Source organism: Pseudomonas nitroreducens NBRC 12694 (genome assembly GCF_002091755.1).
GTDB lineage: Bacteria > Pseudomonadota > Gammaproteobacteria > Pseudomonadales > Pseudomonadaceae > Pseudomonas > Pseudomonas nitroreducens.
In genome coordinates, this window is the sequence record NZ_BDAI01000007.1 from 1 (window position 1) to 25,271 (window position 25,271).

The 25,271-nt window shown below is 65.2% G+C and carries 25 protein-coding genes; 17 read left to right on the forward strand and 8 right to left on the reverse strand.

Annotation, left to right across the window (positions count from 1 at the left end; all coding sequences use genetic code 11):
- Window positions 1–26: 26 nt before the first annotated feature.
- The 8 genes from PNI01S_RS18470 (at window position 27) to PNI01S_RS18505 (ending at window position 9,398) form a co-directional block, all read left to right on the forward strand.
- The gene (locus tag PNI01S_RS18470) at window positions 27–260 is read left to right on the forward strand and encodes a hypothetical protein (RefSeq protein WP_024762033.1); all 234 of its coding nucleotides are present in this window, start codon (window positions 27–29) and stop codon (window positions 258–260) included.
- A 244-nt stretch (window positions 261–504) separates the two neighbouring features.
- A complete protein-coding gene (pstS, locus tag PNI01S_RS18475) occupies window positions 505–1,476 on the forward strand; it encodes a phosphate ABC transporter substrate-binding protein PstS (protein ID WP_024762034.1) in 972 nt (323 codons plus the stop codon).
- 395 nt (window positions 1,477–1,871) lie between these two features.
- Complete coding sequence (locus PNI01S_RS18480; protein WP_089285857.1) at window positions 1,872–3,905, forward strand: ABC transporter permease subunit; 2,034 nt, start codon at window positions 1,872–1,874, stop codon at window positions 3,903–3,905.
- Window positions 3,906–3,929: 24 nt separating this feature from the next.
- On the forward strand, window positions 3,930–5,606 hold the full coding sequence (pstA, locus tag PNI01S_RS18485; protein WP_024762036.1) for a phosphate ABC transporter permease PstA: 1,677 nt from the start codon (window positions 3,930–3,932) through the stop codon (window positions 5,604–5,606).
- A gap of 52 nt (window positions 5,607–5,658) precedes the next feature.
- Window positions 5,659–6,495 carry a phosphate ABC transporter ATP-binding protein PstB gene (pstB, locus tag PNI01S_RS18490; RefSeq protein WP_024762037.1) on the forward strand — a complete coding sequence of 279 codons (837 nt, stop codon included), beginning with the start codon at window positions 5,659–5,661 and terminating at the stop codon, window positions 6,493–6,495.
- A gap of 109 nt (window positions 6,496–6,604) precedes the next feature.
- On the forward strand, window positions 6,605–7,348 hold the full coding sequence (phoU, locus tag PNI01S_RS18495; protein WP_084358779.1) for a phosphate signaling complex protein PhoU: 744 nt from the start codon (window positions 6,605–6,607) through the stop codon (window positions 7,346–7,348).
- A gap of 133 nt (window positions 7,349–7,481) precedes the next feature.
- Window positions 7,482–8,375, forward strand: coding sequence for a response regulator (locus PNI01S_RS18500; protein ID WP_084358780.1), 894 nt, complete (start codon window positions 7,482–7,484; stop codon window positions 8,373–8,375).
- A gap of 123 nt (window positions 8,376–8,498) precedes the next feature.
- Complete coding sequence (locus tag PNI01S_RS18505; RefSeq protein ID WP_084358781.1) at window positions 8,499–9,398, forward strand: peptidoglycan DD-metalloendopeptidase family protein; 900 nt, start codon at window positions 8,499–8,501, stop codon at window positions 9,396–9,398.
- A gap of 133 nt (window positions 9,399–9,531) precedes the next feature.
- Here PNI01S_RS18505 and PNI01S_RS18510 read toward each other — a convergent pair whose 3' ends face one another.
- The 3 genes from PNI01S_RS18510 to phoB all read right to left on the reverse strand — a co-directional run bounded on the left by PNI01S_RS18510 (window position 9,532) and on the right by phoB (window position 12,998).
- A complete protein-coding gene (locus tag PNI01S_RS18510) occupies window positions 9,532–10,872 on the reverse strand; it encodes a hemolysin family protein (protein WP_038803560.1) in 1,341 nt (446 codons plus the stop codon).
- Window positions 10,873–10,964: 92 nt separating this feature from the next.
- Window positions 10,965–12,269: a phosphate regulon sensor histidine kinase PhoR gene (gene phoR / locus PNI01S_RS18515; RefSeq protein ID WP_084358782.1), complete on the reverse strand. Its 1,305-nt coding sequence runs from the start codon at window positions 12,267–12,269 to the stop codon at window positions 10,965–10,967.
- Window positions 12,270–12,308: 39 nt separating this feature from the next.
- Entirely contained in the window at window positions 12,309–12,998 is a 690-nt protein-coding gene (gene phoB, locus PNI01S_RS18520; protein ID WP_024762043.1) for a phosphate regulon transcriptional regulator PhoB, read from the reverse strand.
- 313 nt (window positions 12,999–13,311) lie between these two features.
- On the opposite strand from phoB, the gene PNI01S_RS18525 reads away from it, so the two are divergent.
- Complete coding sequence (locus PNI01S_RS18525) at window positions 13,312–13,677, forward strand: COG4315 family predicted lipoprotein (RefSeq protein WP_024762044.1); 366 nt, start codon at window positions 13,312–13,314, stop codon at window positions 13,675–13,677.
- A gap of 85 nt (window positions 13,678–13,762) precedes the next feature.
- Here PNI01S_RS18525 and ubiA read toward each other — a convergent pair whose 3' ends face one another.
- Window positions 13,763–14,653 (reverse strand): 4-hydroxybenzoate octaprenyltransferase, encoded by an 891-nt coding sequence (ubiA, locus tag PNI01S_RS18530; RefSeq protein ID WP_084358783.1) that lies wholly within the window; start codon window positions 14,651–14,653, stop codon window positions 13,763–13,765.
- Between the two features lie 27 nt (window positions 14,654–14,680).
- Window positions 14,681–15,220, reverse strand: a complete 540-nt coding sequence (locus tag PNI01S_RS18535) for a chorismate lyase (protein ID WP_089285858.1) — start codon at window positions 15,218–15,220, stop codon at window positions 14,681–14,683.
- Between the two features lie 234 nt (window positions 15,221–15,454).
- Here PNI01S_RS18535 and PNI01S_RS18540 point away from each other — a divergent pair, with 234 nt between their 5' ends.
- The 5 genes from PNI01S_RS18540 to PNI01S_RS18565 all read left to right on the forward strand — a co-directional run bounded on the left by PNI01S_RS18540 (window position 15,455) and on the right by PNI01S_RS18565 (window position 18,239).
- Entirely contained in the window at window positions 15,455–15,622 is a 168-nt protein-coding gene (locus tag PNI01S_RS18540) for a rubredoxin (protein ID WP_015479573.1), read from the forward strand.
- Window positions 15,623–15,822: 200 nt separating this feature from the next.
- Entirely contained in the window at window positions 15,823–15,990 is a 168-nt protein-coding gene (locus tag PNI01S_RS18545; protein ID WP_024762047.1) for a rubredoxin, read from the forward strand.
- A gap of 88 nt (window positions 15,991–16,078) precedes the next feature.
- Window positions 16,079–17,233, forward strand: a complete 1,155-nt coding sequence (locus PNI01S_RS18550; RefSeq protein WP_084358784.1) for an NAD(P)/FAD-dependent oxidoreductase — start codon at window positions 16,079–16,081, stop codon at window positions 17,231–17,233.
- 196 nt (window positions 17,234–17,429) lie between these two features.
- On the forward strand, window positions 17,430–17,702 hold the full coding sequence (locus tag PNI01S_RS18560) for an HU family DNA-binding protein (protein WP_017520695.1): 273 nt from the start codon (window positions 17,430–17,432) through the stop codon (window positions 17,700–17,702).
- Window positions 17,703–17,837: 135 nt separating this feature from the next.
- Window positions 17,838–18,239, forward strand: a complete 402-nt coding sequence (locus PNI01S_RS18565; RefSeq protein ID WP_024762049.1) for a hypothetical protein — start codon at window positions 17,838–17,840, stop codon at window positions 18,237–18,239.
- A gap of 61 nt (window positions 18,240–18,300) precedes the next feature.
- Here the strand turns inward: PNI01S_RS18565 and PNI01S_RS18570 are convergent, their stop codons facing one another.
- From PNI01S_RS18570 to PNI01S_RS18580, 3 genes are all read right to left on the reverse strand, one after another.
- Window positions 18,301–19,707: an aminoacyl-tRNA deacylase and HDOD domain-containing protein gene (locus tag PNI01S_RS18570; RefSeq protein ID WP_024762050.1), complete on the reverse strand. Its 1,407-nt coding sequence runs from the start codon at window positions 19,705–19,707 to the stop codon at window positions 18,301–18,303.
- Window positions 19,708–19,798: 91 nt separating this feature from the next.
- Complete coding sequence (gene recG, locus PNI01S_RS18575; protein ID WP_024762051.1) at window positions 19,799–21,874, reverse strand: ATP-dependent DNA helicase RecG; 2,076 nt, start codon at window positions 21,872–21,874, stop codon at window positions 19,799–19,801.
- Entirely contained in the window at window positions 21,871–22,803 is a 933-nt protein-coding gene (locus PNI01S_RS18580) for a hydrogen peroxide-inducible genes activator (RefSeq protein WP_037016754.1), read from the reverse strand. Before PNI01S_RS18580 ends, recG begins: the two co-directional genes overlap by 4 nt.
- A 95-nt stretch (window positions 22,804–22,898) precedes the next feature.
- On the opposite strand from PNI01S_RS18580, the gene PNI01S_RS18585 reads away from it, so the two are divergent.
- From PNI01S_RS18585 to PNI01S_RS18595, 3 genes are all read left to right on the forward strand, one after another.
- The gene (locus PNI01S_RS18585) at window positions 22,899–23,768 is read left to right on the forward strand and encodes an NAD-dependent epimerase/dehydratase family protein (RefSeq protein ID WP_024762052.1); all 870 of its coding nucleotides are present in this window, start codon (window positions 22,899–22,901) and stop codon (window positions 23,766–23,768) included.
- A complete protein-coding gene (locus PNI01S_RS18590) occupies window positions 23,768–24,568 on the forward strand; it encodes a helix-turn-helix transcriptional regulator (protein WP_084358785.1) in 801 nt (266 codons plus the stop codon). Before PNI01S_RS18585 ends, PNI01S_RS18590 begins: the two co-directional genes overlap by 1 nt.
- A gap of 66 nt (window positions 24,569–24,634) precedes the next feature.
- Window positions 24,635–25,258, forward strand: coding sequence for a LysE family translocator (locus PNI01S_RS18595; RefSeq protein WP_084358786.1), 624 nt, complete (start codon window positions 24,635–24,637; stop codon window positions 25,256–25,258).
- Window positions 25,259–25,271 lie beyond the last annotated feature (13 nt).

Below are 25,271 nucleotides of genomic sequence, written 5' to 3' on the forward strand. Positions count from 1 at the left end.
GCGCCTGAAAAAGGACTCCACCCGGCATGGAAACGTTGATCTCAACCCTCATTCTGCTGGGCGTTCTGAGCCTCAGCGTCGGCCAGTTGCTTGCCTTCTTCCTGTTGCTCTCGCGAGCGGGGCCAGCTGCGCTGCTTGCATTGATCATCCCAGGCTTTGGCTTCTTCCTCGGTCGCCGCCACGGCATCTATAAGTGGCTCCTGCTGCCGTATCTGGTGTGCATGGGGTGCTTCACCTCCGCCATGATCATGGCCGGATGAATCCCACCAAGAGTCTGCGAACAGCGCGCGCAGGAGCAGGTTGGTTTAACAGAAGGCGCTCTAGGACAGCTATTTCAGCGTGATTTCTCCTATTCGGGAGGCGCTATTCTTGCTGTTACAAAACCTCTTCAGCAGCGCTGATGGCATTTCATCCAACTGTCATATTCGCGTCATAGAGTCTTCATGCGGCCTGACGATACTGGCCCCCGTTCCATCCAACCCCATTCTCCTCAAGGAGCAAGGCATGAAACTCAAGCGTTTGATGGCGGCCCTGACTTTTGTCGCCGCAGGCGTAGGCACCGCCAGTGCGGTGGCCGCGATCGATCCGGCTCTGCCGGACTACCAGAAAGCCAGCGGTGTGTCGGGTAACCTGTCGAGCGTCGGTTCCGACACGCTGGCCAACCTGATGACCATGTGGGCGGAAGAGTACAAGCGCCTGTACCCGAACGTGAACGTGCAGATCCAGGCCGCCGGCTCCTCCACCGCGCCGCCGGCTCTGACCGAAGGCACCGCCAACCTGGGCCCGATGAGCCGCAAGATGAAGGACGTCGAGCTGCAGGCTTTCGAGCAGAAGTACGGCTACAAGCCGACTGCTGTTCCGGTGGCCGTGGACGCCCTGGCGATCTTCGTGCACAAGGATAACCCCATCAAAGGCCTGACCATGCAACAGGTCGACGCCATCTTCTCCTCCACCCGTCTGTGCGGCGGCAAGTCGGAAGTGAAGACCTGGGGTGACCTGGGCCTGACCGGCGACTGGGCCAACAAGCCCGTCCAGCTGTTCGGTCGTAACTCCGTATCCGGCACCTACGGTTACTTCAAGGAAGAAGCCCTGTGCAAAGGCGACTACAAACCGAACGTGAACGAGCAGCCGGGTTCGGCTTCCGTGGTGCAGTCGGTCAGCCAGTCCCTGAACGGCGTTGGCTACTCCGGTATCGGTTACAAGACCGCTAGCGTGAAGACCGTTGCCCTGGCCAAGAAAGAAGGCGGCGAATTCATCGAGGACAACGAGGCGAATGCCCTGAACGGCACCTACCCGCTGTCGCGCTTCCTCTACGTCTACGTCAACAAGGCGCCGAACAAGCCGCTGAACCCGCTGGAAGCACAGTTCCTGAAGATGGTGCTGTCCAAGACTGGCCAGCAGGTTGTCGTGAAAGACGGCTACATCCCGCTGCCGTCCAAAGTCGCCGAAAAAGCGATCAAGGACCTGGGTCTGTAATCAGCCTTCAAACCGGGCGGAGATCCCCGCCCGGCATGGGCTGACGCTTACTCGACCGAGCCCGCCAGCATGGCTCTGCTGGTGGGCTTTGTCGCGTCACTTCCATGTCATCTTTCTGTCATACAGAGCCGCTAGGGTGTCACCCCATGAACGACATGGCCAACTCCCCGATGACTTCTTCTCTCCCCGAGCGGATCGATTTCAATACGCCTGCCCTGCAGCGCAAGCGCCGTATCCGAGCGCTCAAGGATCGACTGACCCGTTGGTACGTCCTGGTCGGCGGTCTCGCCGTGCTGGCTGCCATTACCCTGATTTTCTTCTACCTCGCCTACGTCGTGCTGCCGCTGTTCCGCGGCGCCGAACTGGAGACGCGTGATCCCCTGGCTCCGGCCTGGCTGAAGACGGCCCAGGCGCCGCTCCTGCTGAGCATCGAAGAGCAGAACATGGTGGGCATGCGTGTCGCCGCGAACGGCGAGGTGATGTTCTTCGACGCCAAGAAAGGCGACGAGATGGATCGCGTTGCGCTCAAGCTGCCTGCCGGTACCAGCGTCACCTCCATCGCCGAGGACCAACCGGGACATCCGACCGTTGCGCTGGGCCTGTCCAATGGTCAGGTGCTGGTGTTCAAGCACAACTACAAGGTTACCTACCCGGACAACAAGAAGACCATCACCCCGCAGATCGACTATCCCTATGGCGAAGCTCCGATGAACCTGGATCCCCAGGGCCGTCCGCTGGAGCACGTGGCGATCGTCTCGGGTGATGACAGCCTGTTGCTGGCCGCGTCCACCGGCAGCGAGATGCTCCTGCTCGGCCTGACCCAGCAGGAAAACATGCTGACCGGCGAAAGCACCCTGCAGGAAGAGCGCATCAACCTGCCGCAAATCGCCGACCCGGTGAAAGCCATCTACATGGACCCGCGCAAGCAGTGGCTCTATGTGCTCAATGGCCGTGCCCAGGCCGACGTCTTCAACCTGAATACCCACCAGCTCAACGGCCGCTACAAGCTGCTGGATGACGCCTCCGCCGAAGTGACTGCCAGCAGCCAGCTGCTGGGTGGCATCTCGCTGATGGTCGGCGACTCCAAGGGCGGCATCGGCCAGTGGTTCATGGCTCGTGGTGAAGATGGCGAGCCGCGCCTGTCTCACGTACGTGACTTCAAGCTGGGCGACCAGCCGATCTCCAGCATCGCCCCGGAGCAGCGCCGCAAGGGCTTCCTGGCCCTCGACAAGCAAGGCAACCTGGGTATCTTCCACAGCACCGCGCACCGCACGCTGTTGGTGGAGAACGTCGCTCCGTCCGCCGGCCCGATGGCCCTGTCGCCGCGCGCCAACCGTCTGATCGTCGAGCAGGGTGGCGAACTGCGCCGCTTCAGCCTGAGCAACCCGCACCCGGAAGTGTCCTTCAGCGCGCTGTGGGGCAAGGTCTGGTACGAGAGCTACGACAAGCCGTCCTACGTCTGGCAGTCCACCGCTGCGACCACCGACTTCGAGCCCAAGCTGAGCCTGTCGCCGCTGACCTTCGGTACCCTGAAGGCCGCCTTCTACGCGATGATTCTCGCCGCGCCGCTGGCCATCGCCGCTGCCGTCTACACCGCTTACTTCATGGCGCCGGGCATGCGCCGCAAGGTCAAGCCGGTGATCGAGTTGATGGAAGCGTTGCCGACCGTGATCCTCGGCTTCTTCGCCGGCCTGTTCCTCGCGCCCTACGTCGAAGGCCACCTGCCGGGCATCTTCAGCCTGCTGCTGCTCACGCCTTTGGGCATCCTCGCCGCCGGCCTGATCTGGAGCCGACTGCCCGAGCGCATCCGCCTGAGCCTGCCGGCCGGCTGGGAAGCAGCGATCCTGATCCCCGTGGTCCTCGCCACCGGCGCCTTCGCCCTGTGGATGAGCCCGCACCTGGAGACGCTGTTCTTCGGCGGCGACATGCGCCTGTGGATCAGCCACGACCTGGGCATCACCTACGACCAGCGCAACGCCCTGGTAGTCGGCTTGGCCATGGGCTTCGCGGTGATTCCGAACATCTTCTCCATCGCCGAAGACGCCATCTTCAGCGTGCCGCGCAGCCTGACCTACGGCTCCCTGGCCCTGGGCGCCACGCCCTGGCAGACGCTGACCCGCGTGGTGATCCTGACCGCCAGCCCGGGCATCTTCTCCGCGCTGATGATCGGTATGGGCCGCGCCGTGGGTGAGACGATGATCGTACTCATGGCCACCGGCAACACCCCGGTCATGGATGTGAACATCTTCCAGGGCATGCGCACGCTGGCGGCGAACGTCGCGGTGGAAATGCCCGAGTCGGAGGTGGGCGGCACTCACTACCGCGTGCTGTTCCTTTCGGCACTGGTACTGCTGACCTTCACCTTCGTGATGAACACCCTGGCAGAGCTGATCCGTCAGCGCCTGCGCAAGAAATACGCGTCGCTCTAAGCGCCGCCCGACGAGGCTAGTTCCGTGAAACAGAAACAGGAATCCGTCAAAGCGTGGTTTGCCAGCGGTTCTCCCTGGGTGTGGATGAACGCGGGGGCAGTGTCCATCGCCGTGATCATGACCATCGGCCTGCTCGCCGTGATCGCCGTGCGCGGTCTTGGCCACTTCTGGCCGGCGGACGTGATCGAGGCGACGTACAGCGTCCCCGGTGAAGCCCCCAAGACCCTGATCGGCGAAGAAGTGCAGATCGAACAGGTGCCGCGTGCGCGCCTGCGCGGCGCCGGCCTGCCGGTGCCGGACAACGGCCCGGAGTTCATGACCCGCGAACTGCTCAAGCTGGGTAACCGCGACCTGTATGGCAGCGACTTCTCCTGGGTGATCGGCGAGTGGCTGACCGACCGTCACCACCCCGCCGAGCTGGTGACCCTGGAGCGCCGCGAGTGGGGCAACTTCTATGGCTACCTGCTGAGCGTGAAAGAAAACGGCAAGGTGGTCGCCGAAGGTCCGGGCGCCATGGCCGAGCTGCAGACCCGTCTCAAGCGCGTCGATGAGCTCTACACCAAGCTGTATCAGCTGGAGAAGAAGGACATCGGCGGCATCAACCACGGCCTGGAGCGCCTACGCCTGAAAGAGCGCGGCTTGCAGCTGAACAACAAGCTGGACGCCACTGCCGAGGCTGACATCGCTGCCGGCCGCGCCGAGCTGAACGCCCAGTACAAGGTGCTGGAAGAACAGCTCAACGGCCTGCACCAGGAGTTCAACCGCGACAGCATCGTCATGCGTGATGCCACCGGGCAGCAGACCGAAATCAGCGTCGGCAAGCTGGTGCATGCCTATCAGCCGAACCAGATGGGCGTCGCGACCAAGCTGAGCTTCTACTTCAAGAAACTATGGGAATTCCTCAGCGACGACCCGCGTGAAGCCAACACCGAGGGCGGTATCTTCCCGGCCATCTTCGGCACCGTGATGATGACCCTGGTGATGGCCGTGATCGTCACCCCGTTCGGCGTGATCGCCGCGGTCTACCTGCGTGAGTACGCTCGCCAGGGCCTGCTGACCCGGATCATCCGTATCGCGGTGAACAACCTCGCGGGCGTTCCGGCGATCGTCTACGGCGTGTTCGGCCTGGGCTTCTTCGTCTACGTGCTGGGCGGTTCCCTCGACCGGATGTTCTTCCCCGAAGCGTTGCCGGCGCCGACCTTCGGCACGCCGGGGCTGTTCTGGGCCTCGCTGACCCTGGCCATCCTCGCGGTGCCAGTGGTAATCGTGGCCACCGAGGAAGGCCTGGCGCGCATCCCGCGGGCCACCCGTGAGGGCTCGCTGGCACTGGGCGCGACCAAGGCCGAGACCCTGTGGAAGGTGGTCCTGCCGATGGCCAGCCCGGCGATGATGACCGGCCTGATTCTCGCCGTGGCCCGCGCCGCCGGCGAAGTGGCGCCGCTGATGCTGGTGGGCGTGGTGAAGCTGGCTCCGGCGCTGCCGGTGGACGGCAACTACCCCTACGTGCACCTGGACCAGAAGATCATGCACCTGGGCTTCCACATCTATGACGTCGGCTTCCAGAGCCCCAACGTCGAGGCTGCACGCCCACTGGTATACGCCACCGCGCTGCTGCTGGTGATGGTGATCGCCCTGCTGAACTTCTCGGCCATCGCCATTCGTAACCGCCTGCGCGAAAAGTACAAGGCGCTGGAAAACTGATTCTGCAGGCGGCAGGCAAGGCCCGCCGCCAAGCCTCCCAAGGAGACTGGATATGCAACATGAAACCGCAACCCATGGCATCGACATCGGCGCACTCGGCCGTGGCGATCGCCAGGGCATGAACCTGGAAAGCGAGACCGTCGCCCTGGAAGTACCCGGCCTGAGCCTGTTCTACGGCGAGAAACAGGCGCTGTTCGACGTCAGCATGAACATCCCCAAGCAGCGCGTGACCGCCTTCATCGGCCCTTCCGGCTGCGGCAAGTCCACCCTGCTGCGCTGCTTCAACCGCATGAACGATCTGGTCGACGGCTGCAACGTGAAGGGCGAGATCCGCCTGGACGGCCATAACATCTTTGCCAAGAACGTCGATGTCGCCGAGCTGCGCCGCCGCGTCGGCATGGTGTTCCAGAAGCCCAACCCGTTCCCCAAGAGCATCTACGAGAACGTGGTGTATGGCCTGCGCATCCAGGGCATCAACAAGAAGCGCGTGCTCGACGAGGCCGTCGAGTGGGCCCTCAAGGGCGCCGCGCTGTGGGATGAAGTGAAGGACCGCCTGCACGAATCCGCTCTCGGCCTGTCCGGCGGCCAGCAGCAGCGCCTGGTGATCGCCCGCACCATCGCTGTGGAGCCGGAAGTCCTGCTGCTCGACGAGCCTTGCTCGGCACTGGACCCGATCTCCACCCTGAAGATCGAAGAGCTGATCTACGAACTGAAATCCAAGTTCACCATCGTCATCGTCACCCACAACATGCAGCAGGCCGCGCGCGTCTCTGACTACACGGCGTTCATGTACATGGGCAAGCTGATCGAGTTCGGCGACACCGATACCCTGTTCACCAACCCGGCCAAGAAGCAGACGGAAGACTACATCACCGGTCGTTATGGTTAAGCGCTGCGCGCCAGCTTCAAGCCGCAAGCTACAAGCGGCAAGAACACCAGGAAACGACTGACTTGAAGCTTGCAGCTTGCAGCTTGCAGCTATTTCGCGGAGCGAAAGCATGATCAACAAAGAAAGCCTCACCCACCATATCTCGCAGCAGTTCAACGCCGAGCTGGAAGATGTGCGCAGCCATCTGCTGGCCATGGGCGGCCTGGTGGAGAAGCAGGTCAACGATGCGGTCAACGCGCTGATCGACGCCGACTCGGGCCTGGCCCAGCAGGTGCGCGAGATCGACGACCAGATCAACCAGATGGAGCGCAACATCGACGAGGAATGCCTGCGCATCCTCGCCCGCCGCCAGCCGGCCGCCTCCGACCTGCGCCTGATCATCAGCATCTCCAAGTCGGTGATTGATCTGGAACGCATCGGTGACGAAGCTTCGAAGATCGCTCGTCGCGCCATCCAGTTGTGCGAGGAAGGCGAGTCGCCGCGCGGCTACGTCGAGGTACGCCACATTGGCAACCAAGTGCGCAAGATGGTGCAGGAGTCGCTGGACGCCTTCGCCCGCTTCGATGCCGACCTTGCGCTGTCGGTGGCGCAGTACGACAAGACCGTCGACCGCGAATACAAGACCGCCCTGCGCGAGCTGGTCACCTACATGATGGAAGACCCGCGCGCCATCTCCCGCGTGCTCAACGTCATCTGGGCCCTGCGTTCGCTGGAGCGCATCGGCGACCACGCGCGCAATATCGCCGAGCTGGTGATCTACCTGGTACGTGGCACCGACGTGCGCCACCTGGGCCTGACCCGCATGAAGGAAGAAGTGCAGGGCACCGCTGGCAAGGCAGACAAGGCCGAATAAGCCGGACGCCCGTGCCAGAACGAACCCGGCCACCGCGCCGGGTTCGTCATTTTATGGCCGAGCGGTCCCTCACCAATGGCATGTAGCCACCCGGCAAGGCTATTCTTCGCCCTATCGTTTTCGGGAGATGCCGATGGGCAAAGTCAGTGTGCTGGTGGTGGATGACGCTCCGTTCATCCGTGACCTGGTGAAGAAGGGGCTACGGGACCATTTCCCCGGTCTGCAGATCGAAGAGGCGGTCAACGGCCGCAAGGCTCAGCAGTTCCTTGCGCGCCAAGCGGTCGACCTGATCCTCTGCGACTGGGAAATGCCCGAGCTCTCCGGTATCGAGTTGCTCACCTGGTGCCGCGAGCAGGACAGCCTGAAGACCACGCCCTTCATCATGGTCACCAGCCGTGGCGACAAGGACAACGTGGTGCAGGCGATCCAGGCCGGCGTCTCCGACTTCATCGGCAAGCCGTTCTCCAACGATCAGCTGGTGAGCAAGGTGAAGAAGGCGCTGTCGCGCGCCGGCAAGCTGGAGGCCCTGGCGGCGCAGGCACCGCAGCGCAGCCTGGTTGGCTCGCTGCCCAACGACTCCCTCGCCGCCCTTACCGGAGGCAAGGCCGAAGTCGTTCGCCCGGCGGCGGCACCCGCTGCACCAAGTCCGGCTGCAGCGGCGCCGACAGCAGCTGCCCCCGCTGCGCGCAGCGGCGCCAAGGGCCAGCAGGGGCAACTGCGGCTGCCATCGGCGAACCTGCCCTGCGTCATCAAGGCGTTGAGCCTCAAGGAGGCGCTGCTGGTGGTGAAGCGCGGAACGCCGCTGCCACAGGTACTGGAAAGCGCCGTACTGGACCTGGAGGAAGACAGCGATGTCGCTCGCCTCAACGGCTACCTGCATGCCGTGGCGGCGCTGGAGCCCAAGTCGGACAGCGAGTGGCTGCAGCTGACCTTCCGCTTCGTCGACCGTGACCCGCAGAAACTCGACTACCTGTCGCGCCTGATCGCCCGAGGCAGCACCCAGAAGCACTACGTGCCTGGAGCCTGATCCGGCTACAAATGCGCCGACCGGCGGGTAGTACTGCTTCACAGGCCGACCGGCGGCAGGTCGCGACGCAGGAGCGACGCTGCTAGTCTTGCCACCGTCGCCATACCTATAACCAGAGTCGACATGCTAGGGCGCAGTATCCTCCTGTGCGGTCTATTGGCCGCCTCCGGGACGGCTTCGGCCGTGACCATCTACAAGTACACCGACGCCAACGGCGTGGTCACCTACACGGACAAGGCCGTGCCGGGTGCGGCCGTCTTCGTCTTCCGCGATCGCATGGTCGAGCACCTGGAACAGCAGGTGAAGTTGGAGACCAGGAAGCACGCCGGCGGCGAAACGCTGCAGGTGCGCAACGACCTGTACGCGCCGGTGGAAGTGGAGCTGAGCGTGACCGGTGCGCAGAACGCCGTTGGGGTTCCGAAGCAGCCGATTCGCTGGGTGCTGCCGCCGCGCAGTTCGATCCGCCTGGCCACCCTCAGCGCGCTGGATCCCAACCAGCCGCTGCGCTACAAGCCCAAGCTGCGCTACGCGCTGGGTGATCCGCGGCCGGCACCGCTGTCCTATCAGTACGCGCTGCCGTGGGTGGGCGGCCCGTTCCGCCTGACCCAGGGTGCCAACGGCCGCTACAGCCATTTCACGCCCAAGGGCCGCTACGCCATGGATATCGCCATGCCGGTGGGCACGCCGATCGTCGCGGCACGCGGCGGCATGGTAGTGAAGATCGAGAACGGGCAGAACGGGCGCGGCAAGAACCCCTCGGGCAACTTCGTGCGCATCCTCCACGATGACGGCACCATGGGCGTCTACCTGCACCTGATGCAGGGCTCGGTGCTGGTTCGCGAGGGGCAGCGCGTAGCTACCGGCTCGCCGCTGGCCAAATCGGGCAATACCGGCAACAGCAGCGGCCCGCATTTGCATTTCGTGGTGCAGCGCAACGTCGGGCTGGATCTGGTCTCGATTCCCTACGACTTTGCCCAGCCAGTCGATACGCTGCCCAATTTCGCGGTGGTCAGAGAGCACTGACGGCCACTCCCTGCAGGAGCGATCCTGCTCGCGAGCAGAATTGCCAGCAGCGCCGGCGCCGGGCAAGCTCGCTCTTACGAACAGACAAAAAAGGCTGCCCTGGGGCAGCCTTGTTCATTTCCGCGCAGGAGAATCAATCCAGCTTCACCACCTTGGCGAGGACGATCCTCGGGCCTTTCATCTTCTTCACGATGATGCGCAGGCCTTCGGTATCCAGCACTTCCTCTTCTTCCGGCACGCGCTTGAGCGTGTCGTAGACCAGGCCGGCGAGGGTGTCGGCCTCGATGTGATCCAGGTCGATGCCCAGCAGGCGCTCCAGCTTGAACAGCGGGGTATCGCCACGCACCAGCAGTTTGCCGGGCTGGTAGGCAACGATGCCGCGCTCGGCCTTGCGGTGTTCGTCCTGGATATCGCCGACCAGCACTTCCAGCACGTCCTCCATGGTCAGATAGCCGACCACCTTGTGATCGGCTTCCTCCACCAGCGCGAAGTGCGAACCGCCCTGGCGGAACTGCTCCAGCAGGCGCGCCAGCGGCAGGTGCTTGGTGACCATTTCCAGCGGATGAGTCAGCTCATCGAGATCGAAGGACTCCGGCAGGCTATCCAGCGTGGCCAGGGCCAGCAGCAGATCCTTGATGTGCAGCAGGCCGATGAACTCGTTCTTCTCGCTGTCGTACACCGGGTAGCGGCTGTACTTGTGGCGGCGAATGGTGGCGAGGATGTCATCCAGCGGCGCAGTGCGCTCAAGGTAGACCAGGTCCTCGCGGGAGTTGGCCCAGTCGGCCACTTCCAGCTCGCCCAGCTCCACCGCCGAGGCCAATACGCGCATGCCCTGGTCGCTGGGATCGTGGGCGCGGCTGGAGTGCAGGATCAGCTTGAGCTCATCGCGGCTGTAGTGGTGTTCGTGATGCGGCCCCGGCTCGCCTTGTCCGGCAATCTTCAGGATGGCGTTGGCGCTGGCGTTGAGCAGCCAGATCGCCGGGTACATCGCCCAGTAGAACAGGTACAGCGGTACCGCCGTCCACAGCGACAGCAGCTCCGGCTTGCGGATCGCCCAGGACTTGGGCGCGAGCTCGCCGACCACGATGTGCAGGTAGGAAATGATGAAGAACGCAGTGAAGAACGACACGCCGCGGATGACTTCCTCGGAGTGCACGCCGACGGCGGCCAGCAGCGGCTCGAGCAGCTCGGCGAAGGCCGGCTCGCCGACCCAGCCCAGGCCAAGGGAGGCCAGGGTGATGCCCAGCTGGCAGGCGGAAAGGTAGGCGTCGAGCTGGTTGTGCACCTTGCGCAGGATGGTGCCGCGCCAGCCGTGCTGGTTGGCGATGGTCTCCACGCGGGTGGAGCGCAGCTTGACCATGGCGAACTCGGCGGCCACGAAGAAGCCGTTGAGCACGACGAGGAACAGGGCGAACAGGATCAGGCCGAAATCGGCGAAATAGGTGAGGAAGTTGCTACTAGGGGAAGGGTCCATGGTTCTGTTGGATTAAGAATGGACGGACAAGAATGCGGTTCGTGGGGCCTGGCTGGCAAGCCCGTCTATACCAGAGTCGAAGTCGGGCACCGTTATGCGCGGCTCTCCACCTGCTGCGTCGGGAAGTGGCAGGTGAAACTGCTGCCCTTGCCCGGCACGCTGCTGATGTCCAGGGTGCCGCGGTGGCGCAGCAACACGTGCTTGACGATGGCCAGGCCCAGACCGGTGCCGCCGGTACTGGCGTTGCGGCTGGAGTCGACGCGGTAGAAGCGCTCGGTCAGGCGTGGCAGGTGCTTGGGATCGATGCCGATGCCGCTGTCCTGCACGGCCAGGTGCGCGCCTTGTTCGTCCGCCCACCAGCGAATGCGGATCTCGCCCTCGTCGGGGGTGTACTTCACCGCGTTGAACACCAGGTTGGAGAAGGCGCTGCGCAGTTCGGCCTCGCTGCCCTTGAGCTTCACCTTCGAATCCGCCTCCAGGCTGATGCGATGGTTGCGCGCGCCGGACAGCGCCTGGGCGTCGTTGCGGATCGACAGCAGCATCAGGTCCACTGCCACCGGCTTGTTGTCCGCCGGGTAGTCGGTGGCCTCCAGCTTGGCCAGCAGGAGCAGGTCGTTGAGCAGGTTCTGCATGCGCCCGGCCTGCTGCTGCATCTGCTGCAGCGCGCGGGTCCAGCGCGGGTTCACGTCCTCGACGTTGTCCAGCAGCGTCTCCAGGTAACCGGCGATCACCGTCAAGGGCGTGCGCAGTTCGTGGGAGACGTTGGCGACGAAGTCCTTGCGCATCTGCTCCAGTTGGTGGACGCGCGTCACGTCGCGCACCAGCATCAGGTGTTCGCCGGCGCCGTACAGGGTGATGTGGAACTGCAGGCGCAGGTTGTCGCTGATGGGGGAGGAAAGCTCCAGCGGCTCGCGGTAATCCTCGCCTTCGAAGTATTCCTTGAAGCGCGGGTGGCGCACCAGGTTGGTCACCGGCTGGCCGCCGTCCTGCGGGCTCTTGAGGCCCAGCAGGCGCTCGGCGGACTGGTTCCACCATTCCAGGTTGCCATCGCGGTCGAGCAGGATCATGCCGTCGCGCAGGGCTGCCGTGGATTCCTGCATGCGATCGATCACCGCCTGCAGGCGCCCACGGGCCCGCTGGTTGCGCCGCTGCAGGTGGTAGATGCTGTCGAACACCTCGCCCCACAGGCCGTAGCCATCGGGCGGAGCCTCATCGGGCTGGTGATGCTTCAGCCACCTGTGCAGGCGCAGCAGTTGCCAGGTCGACCAACCGAGGTAGGCGCCCAGCGCCACGGCGATGGCCCAGCCGTACTGGCCGGTGATCAGGCCGAGTAGCGAGCCGGCGGCCACCACCAACAGCAGGTGGCGTATCAGCACGCCTCTCCAGTTCTGGGTCACGAAATTCCGTTCCTTGTACCCGTCAGACGAGAAGTCGGGTCAGCTCTTGGTCGAGAAACGATACCCGGTGCCGCGCACGGTCTGAACCAGATTTTCGTAGACCTCGCCCAGGGCCTTGCGCAGACGACGGATGTGCACGTCGACGGTGCGTTCCTCGACGTAGACGTTGCCGCCCCAGACCTGGTCCAGCAGTTGGCCGCGGGTGTAGGCGCGTTCCTGGTGGGTCATGAAGAACTGCAGCAGGCGGTATTCGGTCGGGCCCATCTCGGCGGGCTTGCCGTCGATGGTCACGCGGTGGCTGATCGGGTCCAGCAGCAGGCCGCCGACCTCGATCGGCGTTTCGCTGTCACCGGCGCCGGTACGACGCAGTACGGCCTTCAAACGGGCCACCAGTTCGCGCGGGGAGAACGGCTTGGTGATGTAGTCGTCGGCGCCGACTTCCAGGCCCTGGATCTTGTTGTCCTCTTCACCCTTGGCGGTGAGCATGATGATCGGGATGGCCGAGGTCAGCTCGTCGCGCTTGAGCCGGCGGGCCAGTTCGATGCCCGAGGTGCCCGGCAGCATCCAGTCGAGCAGGATCAGGTCCGGTTTGCGATCGACGATCACCGCGTGAGCCGTCTGGGCGCTGTCGGCCTCCAGACATTCGTAGCCGGCCATCTCCAGGGCCACGGCGATCATTTCCCGGATCGGAGCTTCGTCATCGACGATGAGGATTGTCTTGCCAACCATGCTGAGGCCTCAGAATTTCTGTAATGCGCCGCATTAGATAACGGAAATATTTCATGAATGTGACACGCCGATGGTAGCCGAGCCTGGTCGCAACACGCTCGTCTATGCTGATCGAGTCGCCGCGCGATGCTTGCGCGGCACACGGAACGCACCGGCCCGGTCGGCGGTGTGCCCGGCAGGCGAGCCTGCCGGAGTCTTGCGATGACGGTAGTGAGTGCGTTGTCGACGTCGCCCTGGCCGGCCCTGCCTGCATTCCTGCCTGCCTTTGCGCCGATGCTCGCGCCGTTTCCACCTCACCAGAGGAGAAGCGCTCATGAAACTGCTATTCCCGGCCCTGGCACTGGGTCTGATGCTGCCCGCGATGTCCGCCCTGGCCGCCGGCCCCGGCATGGAGAAGAACGGCATGCTGGTCGATGCCAAGGGCATGACGCTCTACACCTTCGACAAGGACAGCGGCGGCAAGTCGATGTGCAACGGCGGCTGCGCGCAGAATTGGCCTCCGCTGATGGCCGCTGCGGATGACAGCGCCATGGGTGACTGGACGCTGATCAAGCGTGACGACGGCAGCGCCCAGTGGGCCTACAAGGGCAAGCCGCTGTACACCTTCGTGCAGGACAAGAAGGCCGGCGACATGGCCGGTGAGGGCAAGATGGGCGTCTGGCACATGGCCAAACCGTAGCGTCTCTTTGTAGAAGCGAGCTTGCTCGCGAACTGCTCCGCTGCGGGGGCGATTCGCGAGCAAGCTCGCTCCTACAGGGTTTGTATCAGCGCAGGGCGAAATCCAGCACGGTGCCGAGGAAGATCGCCAGCCCCGCCCAGTGGTTGTGCAGGAAGGCCTTGAAGCACTTCATCGGCTCGCGGTCGCGGGTCGAATGGAACTGCCAGGCGAAGCAGCCCGCCGCCACGGCCAGGCCCAGGTAGTAATACAGGTGCATCGCCAGCTTGTTGCCGGCCAGGATCAGCAGCAGGAGCATCAGGCCCTGCAGGCTCAGGTTGATCACCCGGTCGGCATCGCCGAAGAGGATCGCCGTGGACTTCATGCCCATCTTCAGGTCGTCCTCGCGGTCGGTCATCGCGTAGTAGGTGTCATACGCGACCGTCCACAGCACGTTGGCGAAGAACAGCAGCCAGGCCACCGCCGGCAGGGTGCCGCTGGCCGCGGTGAAGGCCATCGGGATGCCCCAGGAGAAGGCCGCGCCCAGTACCACCTGCGGGTAGTAGGTGTAGCGCTTCATGAACGGGTAGAGCGCCGCGATGGCCGCGCCTCCGAAGGACAGCCAGATGGTCTGCGCGTTGGTGCACAGCACCAGCAGGAAGCTCAAGCCCAGCAGCACGAAGAAGGCGATCCAGGCTTCGCGCACGCTGATCCTGCCGGTTGCGAGCGGGCGCAACTGGGTGCGTTCCACGTGGCCATCGAGCTTGCGGTCGGCGAAGTCATTGATCACGCAGCCGGCCATGCGCATCAGCACGGTGCCGAGGACGAAGATCACCAGGTTCTTCACGCTCGGCACGCCGCCGCTGGCCATCCACAGCGCCCACAGCGTCGGCCAGAGCAGCAGGTAGATGCCGATCGGCTTGTCCATGCGCGTCAGCTGGATGAAGTCCCAGGCGCGGGGATGCAGGCGGGCGAGGGGTTTGATCAGGGCGACGAACATGGCGGCCTCCGGAAAACGATCCGGGAATTATACGGGCTGTTGTTCCACGCGTTGCCACAGTGTCGGCAGGAATACTTCGGCAACCAGCACGCCCAGGCCATCGCGGCTGAAGCAGGAGCGGCGTCCCCACAGGCGTTCGGCGCGGACCTCGGCGGGCAGGCTGGCGGCAGGATAGCGGCACACTTCGATGGGCCCGCGCAGGAAGGCGCGGTCACTGAACAGCAGTTCGCCCAGAGAGCGCGTGCCGAGCAGGCGCAGGTCGAAGCCCGAACCCTCCAGCGCCGAGCGCGCAGCGACGCTGCGGGCGAATACCCAGGGCGTGCCGTGGCCCTTCAGGTACACCTCGCGCACCCAGCCCTGGCCGCCATCCGGCACGCCCAGCGCAGCGCACTCATCGGTACGCAGGCGATGCCAGCCCTCGGCCAGCGGCTGCACAGCGAAGGCTCCGTCGGACAGCGCGGTAAGGCGGCGCGTCAGCGAACCTTCGTCGAACAGCCAGTCCACCACCTGGGCGGCGGGGGCAGGGTGCAATTGGGCGGCGGTGAGCCAGCGAGGCGGGTGGATCAGGGCGGCTTCGGGCACGGGTTCGACTGCGGTTGGCCAGGGACGCGGCAGCTTAACATGGCGGCTTTGCGGCTCCGATTGCGTTGTCTGCAACAGTGCCTTGCGCAAAACCCCACCAAAGGTTTGGCCGGCTACCCGCATTTTCCCAGGGGCTTGCGCCACAAGCCCATCGCCAGTAAAAAGCCGAACATTGGATGCACTGACGTCCAAGCGACAAGAACATGAGGGTGATAGCTGATGAAGAAGTGGCAGTGCGTGGTTTGTGGCCTGATCTATGACGAAACCAAGGGCTGGCCGGAAGAGGGCATCGCCGCCGGTACCCGTTGGGAAGATGTGCCGGAAGACTGGCTATGCCCGGATTGCGGCGTCGGCAAGCTGGATTTCGAGATGATCGAGATCGGCTGATCCACGGCCAATGGAATCCCCGCGACGGCGGCCTTCGGGCCGCCGTCTGCGTTTGTGCGGCCAGCAGGCCTCAGCCGTGCGCGGTAGACTGGGCGGACGCCGGGTTGGCCTTGCTGACGCAGCTCGGCGGCACGGGCGCCGTTGGCCGGCGCCGCCAAAGTGGGTTAGGTTCACTTCGCAATCGCAGGAGGGCTTGGCTGATGCGCAAATGGCAATGCGTGGTCTGTGGCTTCATCTACGACGAGGCGCTGGGGTTGCCCGAGGAGGGCATAGCTCCCGGCACGCCGTGGGAAGACATCCCGGCGGATTGGGTCTGCCCGGATTGCGGTGTCGGCAAGATCGATTTCGAAATGATCGAAATTTCCTGAACCCTGCCGAGATAACGAATCAACGCGGCGGCCCGATGGCCGCCGCGCCGTCTTTACGAAGTGCCGTCTTTTGGATATGGAGAGAGCAATGAGCGAAAACGCACCGCTGGTGATCATCGGCACCGGCCTGGCCGGTTACAACCTGGCTCGCGAGTGGCGCAAGCTGGACAGCGAGACGCCGCTGCTGCTGATCACTGCCGATGACGGCCGCTCCTACTCCAAGCCGATGCTCTCCACCGGCTTCTCCAAGGACAAGGACGCTGACGGTCTGGCGATGGCCGGGGCCGGCGCCATGGCCGACCAGCTCAAGGCGCGCATCCTCACCCACACCCGTGTCACCGGCATCGATCCGGGCCATCGGCGCATCTGGATCGGCGAAGAGGAGGTCCAGTACCGCGACCTGGTGCTGGCCTGGGGCGCCGAAACCATCCGCGTGCCGGTCGAGGGCGATGCCCAGGAGCTGATTTTCCCGATCAACGATCTCGAGGACTACGCGCGCTTCCGCGCTGCCGCCGCCGGCAAGCGCCGCGTGTTGCTGCTGGGCGCCGGCCTGATCGGCTGCGAATTCGCCAACGACCTGTCCAGCGGCGGCTACCAGCTCGACGTGGTGGCGCCGTGCGAGCAGGTCATGCCCGGCCTGCTCCACCCGGCTGCCGCCCAGGCAGTGCAGCAGGGGCTGGAAGGCCTCGGCGTGCGCTTCCACCTCGGCCCGGTGCTGAACAGCCTGGTGCGCGCGGGAGATGGCCTGGAGGCTCATCTTTCCGATGGCCAGGTGATCCCCTGCGACCTGGTGGTTTCTGCCGTGGGCCTGCGCCCGCGCGTCGATCTGGCCGCCGCCGCCGGCCTGGATATCAACCGTGGCGTGATGGTCAATCGCGAGCTGCGCACCTCCCACGCCGATATCTACGCCCTGGGCGACTGCGCCGAGGTCGATGGCCTCAACCTGCTGTACGTGATGCCGCTGATGTCCTGTGCCCGCGCGCTGGCCCAGACCCTGGCCGGCAAGCCGACGCCGGTGACCTACGGTGCCATGCCCGTGACGGTGAAGACGCCGGTGTGCCCGCTGGTGGTGTCGCCGCCTCCGCGCGGAAGCGAGGGCGAATGGCAGGTGGAAGGCTCTGGCCCGGACCTCAAGGTCCTGTGCCGGGATACCGCCGGTCGATTGCTCGGTTACGCCCTTACCGGCGCCGCCGTGAGTGAAAAACTCTCTTTGAACAAGGAGTTGCCGGCCCTGTTGGCGTGACAGGCGCCGTCTATGGCGTTTTTGCCTTGGGAAACTGCTCGCAAATTGTCAGACGATACTGGCGTACCAGCTTTCGGCGTGCCATTCTCCCCCCGTCTGCCGCAGCCTAGAGCCTGTACGGCAAGGCTGCGGTGCCTTGGGCGCTGTTGGGAAGACAGCACGGACACAACAACAACAAACCGTCAAAGAGGCATTTATGCGTAAACCAGAACTCGCCGCCGCGATCGCCGAGAAGGCCGACCTCACCAAAGAACAAGCCAACAAGGTGCTGAACGCGCTGCTGGATGAAATCACTGGCGCGCTCAACCGCAAGGACAGCGTTACCCTTGTCGGTTTCGGTACCTTCGTTCAGCGCCACCGTGGCGCCCGTACCGGCAAGAACCCGCAGACCGGCCAACCGGTCAAGATCAAAGCCAGCAATACCGTTGCCTTCAAACCGGGCAAGGCGCTCAAAGACGCAGTCAACTGATCGTCTCAAGCCCGGAGCCAGAGCGGCTCCGGGTTGCTTCCTGCGGTTACATAATCCCTCCAAAAGACCGGATGTAGTCCGTTTTGAAACTGGCTACAATGCGCAGACTTTTGTCTCGAACGTCGAGGTTTGTGCATGAAATTCCGTCTTCTCCTGTGGATGCTCGGTCGCCTGATGGCCAAGGCCAGCCGCGAAAACCCGGCATTCCAGAAGCAGCTCGAAGGCAAGGACCTGGTGTTCCAGCTCCACACCCTCGACGGCAAGGTCGCCCGCCACTACATCGTCAAGGACCTCAAGGTCAGTGCCCGCCGCGGCACGCACCCCAGCCCTGCCTTCGCGCTCGGTTTCAAGGACGGCGCCTACGGCTTCGCCACCATGACCTCGAAGAACCCGCAGTTGGCGTTCATGCAGGGCATCCAGAACAAGGACATCCAGATCCAGGGCAACCCCGGCCTGGTGATCTGGTTCCAGGGCCTGGTGAAGTACCTGAAACCGAAGAAGAAGGCCGCACCGGCGAGCGACAAGAAAGCCGCCTGAGGCGCTTTCTTGCGGACAGAAAAAAGGCCCCTGATGGGGCCTTTTGCATTGGCGCCGGCTTTCAGTGCCCCGGGTTGAACTGGTTGGCCAGCTCGCGCAGAACGGCTTCGGCATCGAGTACCTTGCGCACGGCGTCCTCGGCCTTTTCACGCGGGATGTCCAGGCGATCGAGCAGGTCCTGCGGGATATCGCTCTCCGGGCCGCTGCCGATGCCGTGGTTGCGCAGCAGGCGGGTCGCCAGGCACACCAGGTTGGCGTAGGCCGAGCAGTCGCCGGCATAAGATGGGTCGTGCTGGAAGCGCAGCGCGGTGTAGATCTCTTCCGGCATGTCCCAGGTGCGCATCAGCCAGGCGCCGATCTGCTCGCGGGTGATGCCCAGCAGGTGCTGCTCGACGAGGTTGTGCTCGACGTGCGGGTTCACTTCCAGGTGCCGGCAGATCAGCGAGAAATGCGGTGGGAAGATGTGCGCCAGGACCAGGTAGCCGATGCTGTGCAGCAGGCCGCCGAGGTAGGTCAGGCCGGCTTCCGGGCGTTCTGCGCGGGGCACGGCGCGGGTCAGGCCCTCGATCACCGCGGCGGTGTAGATCGCCTGGTGCCAGTAGGGCGTGGCGTGCTGCGGCTGGTCCTTGGGCAGGCTCAGGGTCTTGCCCAGGGCCAGGCCCAGGGCGAGGTTGATCACCAGGTCGAAGCCCAGCACGCGGACGATGGCGTCTTCCACCGAGCGGATCTTGCCGGGTGCGGCGTAGTAGGGCGAGGCCGCCCAACTGACCACCTGCGCGGCGAGTGCCGGGTCGGTTTCCACCACGCCGGTGATGTCGTCCACCGTGGCGTTGGGATCGACGCGCAGCTTGATGATCTTCTGCGCGGTTTCCGGCAGCGGCGGAATCTCGATGGTTTCTTCCAGGCGCTGCTGGATGCGGCGGGCGGTGAACGCCTGCACGGCCTGGGTGATTTCCTTGCGGTCGTCGTCCGGGCGGTCCAGGTTCGGCCGGATCGAGTCCAGCAGCACGCCGAAGCGCGCCGCGCTGGCTTTCTCCAGCAGGCTGCGGAAGGACGCCGTAGGAATCTCCAGCAGGGTGCCCGGCGTGCCGGATTCGATCAGCAGCTGGGGCTCCTGCAGCAGGCGCTCGTCATACAGGCACGGCGAACTGGTCAGCGGTGGCAATGCCGGCAGGCGGCCGAGCTGATGCTTGCCGAGCATGCGCTCCAAGCGATCGGGCTTGACCGCCACCAGCTTGCGCCCGGTGAGTTCGGCGAGGCGATTGAGGTCCAGCAGTTGGCTCTGGGGGAACAGCACCAGCAGGGTGCCGACCGCATCCTCCAGCAGGCTGGCCTGCACCCGACGCGCAGCGGAAAGCGTGCTGCCGTCGTTCACCTCGCGAGAGGGAATGCCCAGCTTGGCGAGCAGCTGCAGGATGACCTCGGGGGCCTGCGAGGAGTCGGATGGGGCGAGTGCGGCATCGCTCATGAATGTGATCCGGTTATCAACGGCTGGGTCGGAGTATAACCACGCAGTCAGCGTGACCGAGCGGTCAACTGACCGATGAGAGTGAAATACATCACACTTGTCCGTATTGCTGCCCGTGTCGCAGCCAGCGCGCCAGCAATGGGCTGACCGATTGCGGCCAGTGCGCCAGCAGGGCTTGGGCGGCATCGCGTACTGCGGGCAGCAGGTCGGCGTCGCGCATCAGGTCGGCGACCTTGAATTGCAGCAGGCCGGTCTGGCGGGTGCCGAGCATTTCGCCGGGGCCGCGCAGCTCCAGGTCCTTCTCGGCGATGATGAAGCCGTCGCAGGTCTCGCGCATGATCCCCAGGCGCTCGCGGCCGATTTGCGACAGCGGCGGGTGGTAGAGCAGCACGCAGTGGCTCGCCGCACTGCCCCGGCCGACGCGCCCGCGCAGCTGGTGCAGCTGGGCCAGGCCCAGGCGCTCGGGGTTCTCGATGATCATCAGGCTGGCGTTGGGCACGTCCACGCCGACCTCGATCACCGTGGTCGCCACCAGCAGCTGCAGCAGGCCTTCCTTGAAGGCTTCCATGACCACGGCCTTGTCCGCCGGCTTCATGCGCCCGTGGATCAGGCCCACGCGCAATTCGCCCAGCGCCGAGGAGAGTTCCTCGTAGGTGGTTTCCGCGGCCTGGCAGGTCAGTTCTTCGGATTCTTCGATCAGCGTGCACACCCAGTAGGCCTGACGACCTTCAGCGCAGGCGGCGCGAACCCGCTCGATCACTTCGATGCGGCGGCTGTCGGCCACCAGCACGGTGTTCACCGGCGTGCGGCCGGGCGGCAGCTCGTCGAGGATCGAGGTGTCCAGGTCGGCGTAGGCGCTCATCGCCAGGGTTCGTGGGATCGGTGTGGCGGTCATGATCAGCTGGTGCGGGCAGAGCCGTCCGTCCACGCCTTTCTGGCGCAGGGCGAGGCGCTGCTGCACGCCGAAGCGGTGCTGCTCGTCGATGATCACCAGGGCCAGGCGCTTGAACTTCACTTCGTCCTGGAACAGCGCGTGGGTGCCGACGATCATCGGCGCGCCGCCGGCGATCTGCTCCAGCGCACTGGCGCGGGCCTTGCCCTTGAGCTTGCCGGCCAGCCAGGCGACTTCGATGCCCAGCGGCTGCAGCCACTTGGTGAAGTTGAGGAAGTGCTGCTCGGCAAGGATCTCGGTGGGCGCCATCAGCGCCACCTGGTAGCCGGCCTCCAGTGCTTGCAGGGCGGCGAGGGCGGCGACCACGGTCTTGCCAGCACCCACGTCGCCTTGTACCAGGCGCAGCATCGGCTCGGGCTGGGCGAGGTCGTAGGCGATCTCCGCACCGACCCGCTGCTGCGCGCCGGTGGGCTTGAAGCCGAGGTTCTTCAGGTACAGCGCCGGCAGTCGCTTGGCCGGTGGCAGCTGCGGCGCGGCCTGGGAGCGCACGCTCTCGCGCAGGCGTTGCAGCGACAGCTGGTGGGTCAGCAGTTCCTCGAAGGCCAGGCGGTGCTGCGCCCAGTGGCGGCCTTCGGCGAGCTCTTCCAGATCGGCGTCCGGCGGCGGCCGATGCAGGTAGCGGATGGCTTCGTCCAGCGGGCCCAGGCGGTAGTCGCGGGCCAGCTCCGCCGGCAGCCAGTCCGGCAGGCTCGACGGGCCGAGGCGCGCCAGGGTCTGCTCGCTCAGCTGGCGCAGACGCTGCTGGGTAAGGCCTTCGGTGGTCGGGTAGATCGGTGTCAGCGTCTGCTCCACCGGCGCCGCGACGGCGTCGGTGAGCGAGCGGTATTCGGGGTGGTAGATCTCCAGGCCCGATGCGCCGGGGCGCGCCTCGCCGTAGCAGCGCAGGTGCGTGCCGCGCTTGAGGTTTTCCTTCTGCGCCTGGCTGAAGTGATAGAAGCGCAGGCTCAGCGTGCCGGTGCCGTCCTGCAGGCGCACCAATAAACTGCGACGCTTGCCCATCACCACGTCGGCGCCGGAGACCACGCCTTCGACCACCGCATCCTGCCCCGGGCGCAGCGCGCCGATGGGCGTGATGCGGGTGCGGTCCTGGTAGCGCAGCGGCAGGTGGAAGAGGATGTCCTGGAGGTTCTCCAGGCCGACCTTCGCCAGCTTCTCCTCCAGCGCGGCGCCTACGCCCTTGAGCGCGGTGACCGGGACGTTAGACAGATCGGTCATGCCGGCTCGGCTTCACCCTTGACGGTCGGCTTGGCGACCGAACAGAGGCGGATCGAGTCGGCCAGCACCTCTATCGCTCGCGGCCGCGGGAAGCTGGCGCGCCAGGCGATGGCGACGGTACGGAAGGGCACTGGCGCGCTGAACGGACGCACTTCCAGCACGCCCGGCGCGTAGTGGTGGCTGTCCACGGCGGAGAACGGCAGCACCGACACGCCCAGGCCGGAGGCGACCATGTGGCGGATGGTTTCCAGCGAGCTGGATTCCACCGTGGTGTGCTTGTTCTCGCTGCCCTTGTGGGTCGTCGGGCAGGCTTCGAGCACCTGGTCGCGGAAGCAGTGGCCTTCGCCGAGCAGCAGCAGGCTCTTGTCGTTGAGCAGCTCCGGGTCGATGGTCTTCTTCGCGGTCCATTGGTGGTCCGCCGGCATCAGCACGTAGAAGGGCTCGTCGAACAGCTGCAGGGTCAGCACGTCGGCTTCCTGGAACGGCAGGGCGATGATGATCGCGTCCAGCTCGCCGGTGCGCAGCTTGTCGCGCAGGATGTGGGTGAAGTTTTCCTCGATGTACAGCGGCATCTGCGGAGCGACCCGATGCAGCTGCGGGATCAGGTGCGGGAACAGGTACGGGCCGATGGTGTAGATGGCGCCGACCTTGAGCGGCGAGGTCAACTGGTTCTTGCCGGCCTGGGCCAGTTCGCGGATGCCCTGGGCCTGTTCCAGCACCTTCTGCGCCTGCGCCACGATGCCTTCGCCGACCGGGGTCAGGCGCACCGCACTCTTGCTGCGCTCGAAGATCAGCACGCCGAGCTCGTCTTCCAGCTTCTTCACGCCCACCGACAGGGTCGGCTGGCTGACATGGCAGCGCTCCGCGGCGCGGCCGAAGTGTTGCTCCTGGGCAAGCGTGACGATGTAGCGCAGTTCGGTCAGGGTCATGGCGACTAAATCCGTTGAGGTGGCCCAAGCATAGCGGCTGCACCGCCGCGAACCAACCGCGCTAAACTGCCGAGCTTTGATTCGCGGAGCCAAGCATGAGCAAGAGCACCTTCCCGAGCCTGATGATCGTCGGTTGCGGCGATGTCGGCAGCCGCCTGGGGCGTCAACTGGCCGCGCAGGACTGGCGCGTCCATGGCCTGCGTCGCAACGTCGCCGCGCTGCCGCTGGAAGTGCTGCCGGTGGCAGGTGACCTGGCCCAGCTCGAATGCCCCGATACCTGGCCGGTCGGCAGCCTGGATTACCTGGTGTACTGCGCCGCCGCGACCCAGCATGACGAGGCTGGTTATCGTGCCGCCTATGTCGAAGGCCTGCGCAATACCCTCGGTTGGCTCAAGCAGCGCGGGCAGACGCCCAAGCGCCTGCTGTTCGTTTCCAGCAGCGGCGTGTATGCCCAGCGCAATGGCGAGTGGATCGACGAGACCTCGCCGGCCGAGGCCGAAAGCTATTCCGGCAGCGTGATGCTCGAAGCCGAGCAGGTGGCGCTGCAGAGCGGCATTCCCGCCAGCGTCGTGCGTCTCACCGGCATCTACGGCCCCGGCCGCGAGTGGCTGCTCAAGCAGGTGCGCGAGGGCTACCGCGTAGCCAGCGAGCCGCCGCTGTACGCCAACCGCATTCACGCCGAGGACTGTGCCGGCCTGCTGGCGCATCTGCTGGAGGCCGATCGCCAAGGTGTTGCGCTGGAAGACTGCTACCTCGGCGTCGACAACGACCCCGCTGCATTGCATGACGTGGTCGCCTGGCTGCGCTCGCACCTTGGCGTGACCCACTGGGCCGACGAGCAGACCGTGCGCCGCGCCGGCAGCAAGCGCTGCAGCAATGCTCGCGCCCGTGCGCTGGGCTGGGAGCCGCGTTACCCGAGCTTCCGCGAAGGCTACGCGGCGATTCTCGCGGGCAAGCAGGACTGATGGACGCCAACCGGCTGCTGGTGCGCCCCTGGTTGCCGGGGGTGGAGTTGTTCCACGCGGACTTCTCCGGCCAGCCGTTCGGGCGTCATAGCCACGATGCCTTCGCCATCGGCGCCATCCTGCACGGCGCTGGCGGCTACCAGTGCCGTGGCGCGCACCACGTGCTGCCGGCCGGCACCCTGTCGCTGATGAACCCGGAGGAGCCACATACCGGCAATGCCGAGTCCGAGCGTCTGGTCTACCGCATGCTCTACATCGAGGAGTCGCGCCTGCTCCCGCTGCTGGGCCGCAAGCAGTTGCCGCGCGGCTTCCAGGCGCTCAATCCGAACGATGACGGGCAGGTGGCGGAAGCGCTGCGGCGTGTGGCCAGCGAGTTCGAACGCAACGATGCGCTGGCGCTGGAAAGCGAACTGCTGGCGCTGCTGGAGTTGGTGTTCGTCCGCCACGGTGGCATGCGCCCGACGGCCTCGGCCGCGCGCGATGGCTGCGCCACCGCAAAGCTGCGGGATTATCTGGAGGCGCATTACCGCGAGGCAGTCAGCCTCGAAGAACTCGCCACGCTGTTGCAGCGCCATCCGCGCCACCTGATCGAAGCCTTCCGCAACGCCTACGGCGTGCCGCCGCATACCTATCTGCTGCAGCGACGCATCCGCGAGGCCAAGCGCCTGCTGGTGGCTGGCGAGAAGCCGCTGGATGTCGCGCTCGCCCTGGGCTTCTACGACCAGGCGCATTTTTCCGGCACCTTCCGCCGCTTCACTGGCGTCACTCCCGGACGTTTCCTGCGCGCCACGCGCACCTGAGTTTCTTCCAAGACTCCACGAGGTCGGTCCTTTCAGACTGCGCGACGCCGCATTCGGGAGATCGCCATGTTCGCCGCCTTCGCGCTGGTTGCCAGCACTCACTTCGCCGCCCTGCTGTCGCCGGGGCCGGATTTCTTCCTGCTGATTCGCGCTGCGCTTTTGCGCGGCAGGCGCCATGCAGACGGTTGCGCAGCGGGCATCTCCCTGGCCAATCTGGCCAGCATGCTGTTGGTGTTGTTCGTCCTCGGCCTGCTGCCGGAGGTGGCGAGCCATGGGCTGCGCGTCGTGCAATTGCTGGGAGGTGGCTATTTCGTCTGGCTCGGTACGCAGGCTCTGCTGGCGCGGCGGAAGCTGGAGATTCCCACAGCCGGCGGCAACCACAAGGCGGGCGGCTTCCTGCGGGGAGTGCGCGAGGGGTTCCTGGCCAGCAGCCTGAATCCCAAGCTGCCGATCTTCTATACCGGGCTGTTCGGCGTACTCGGGCAGTTCCACCTGCCCGCCTGGGCACTGGGGGCCTGCGTGCTGTGGATGGGCGCGGTGGTACTGCTGTGGGACCTGTTGCTGGTGCGCCTACTGGATCGCCCGCGCTGGCGCGGCTGGCTCAAGCGTCGGGTGACGGCACTGGACAGGATCTGCGGGGGATTGCTGCTGGCGCTGGGCGGCTGGCTGCTGTGGAGCGGGCTGCGCTGATGCTGTCAGCCCG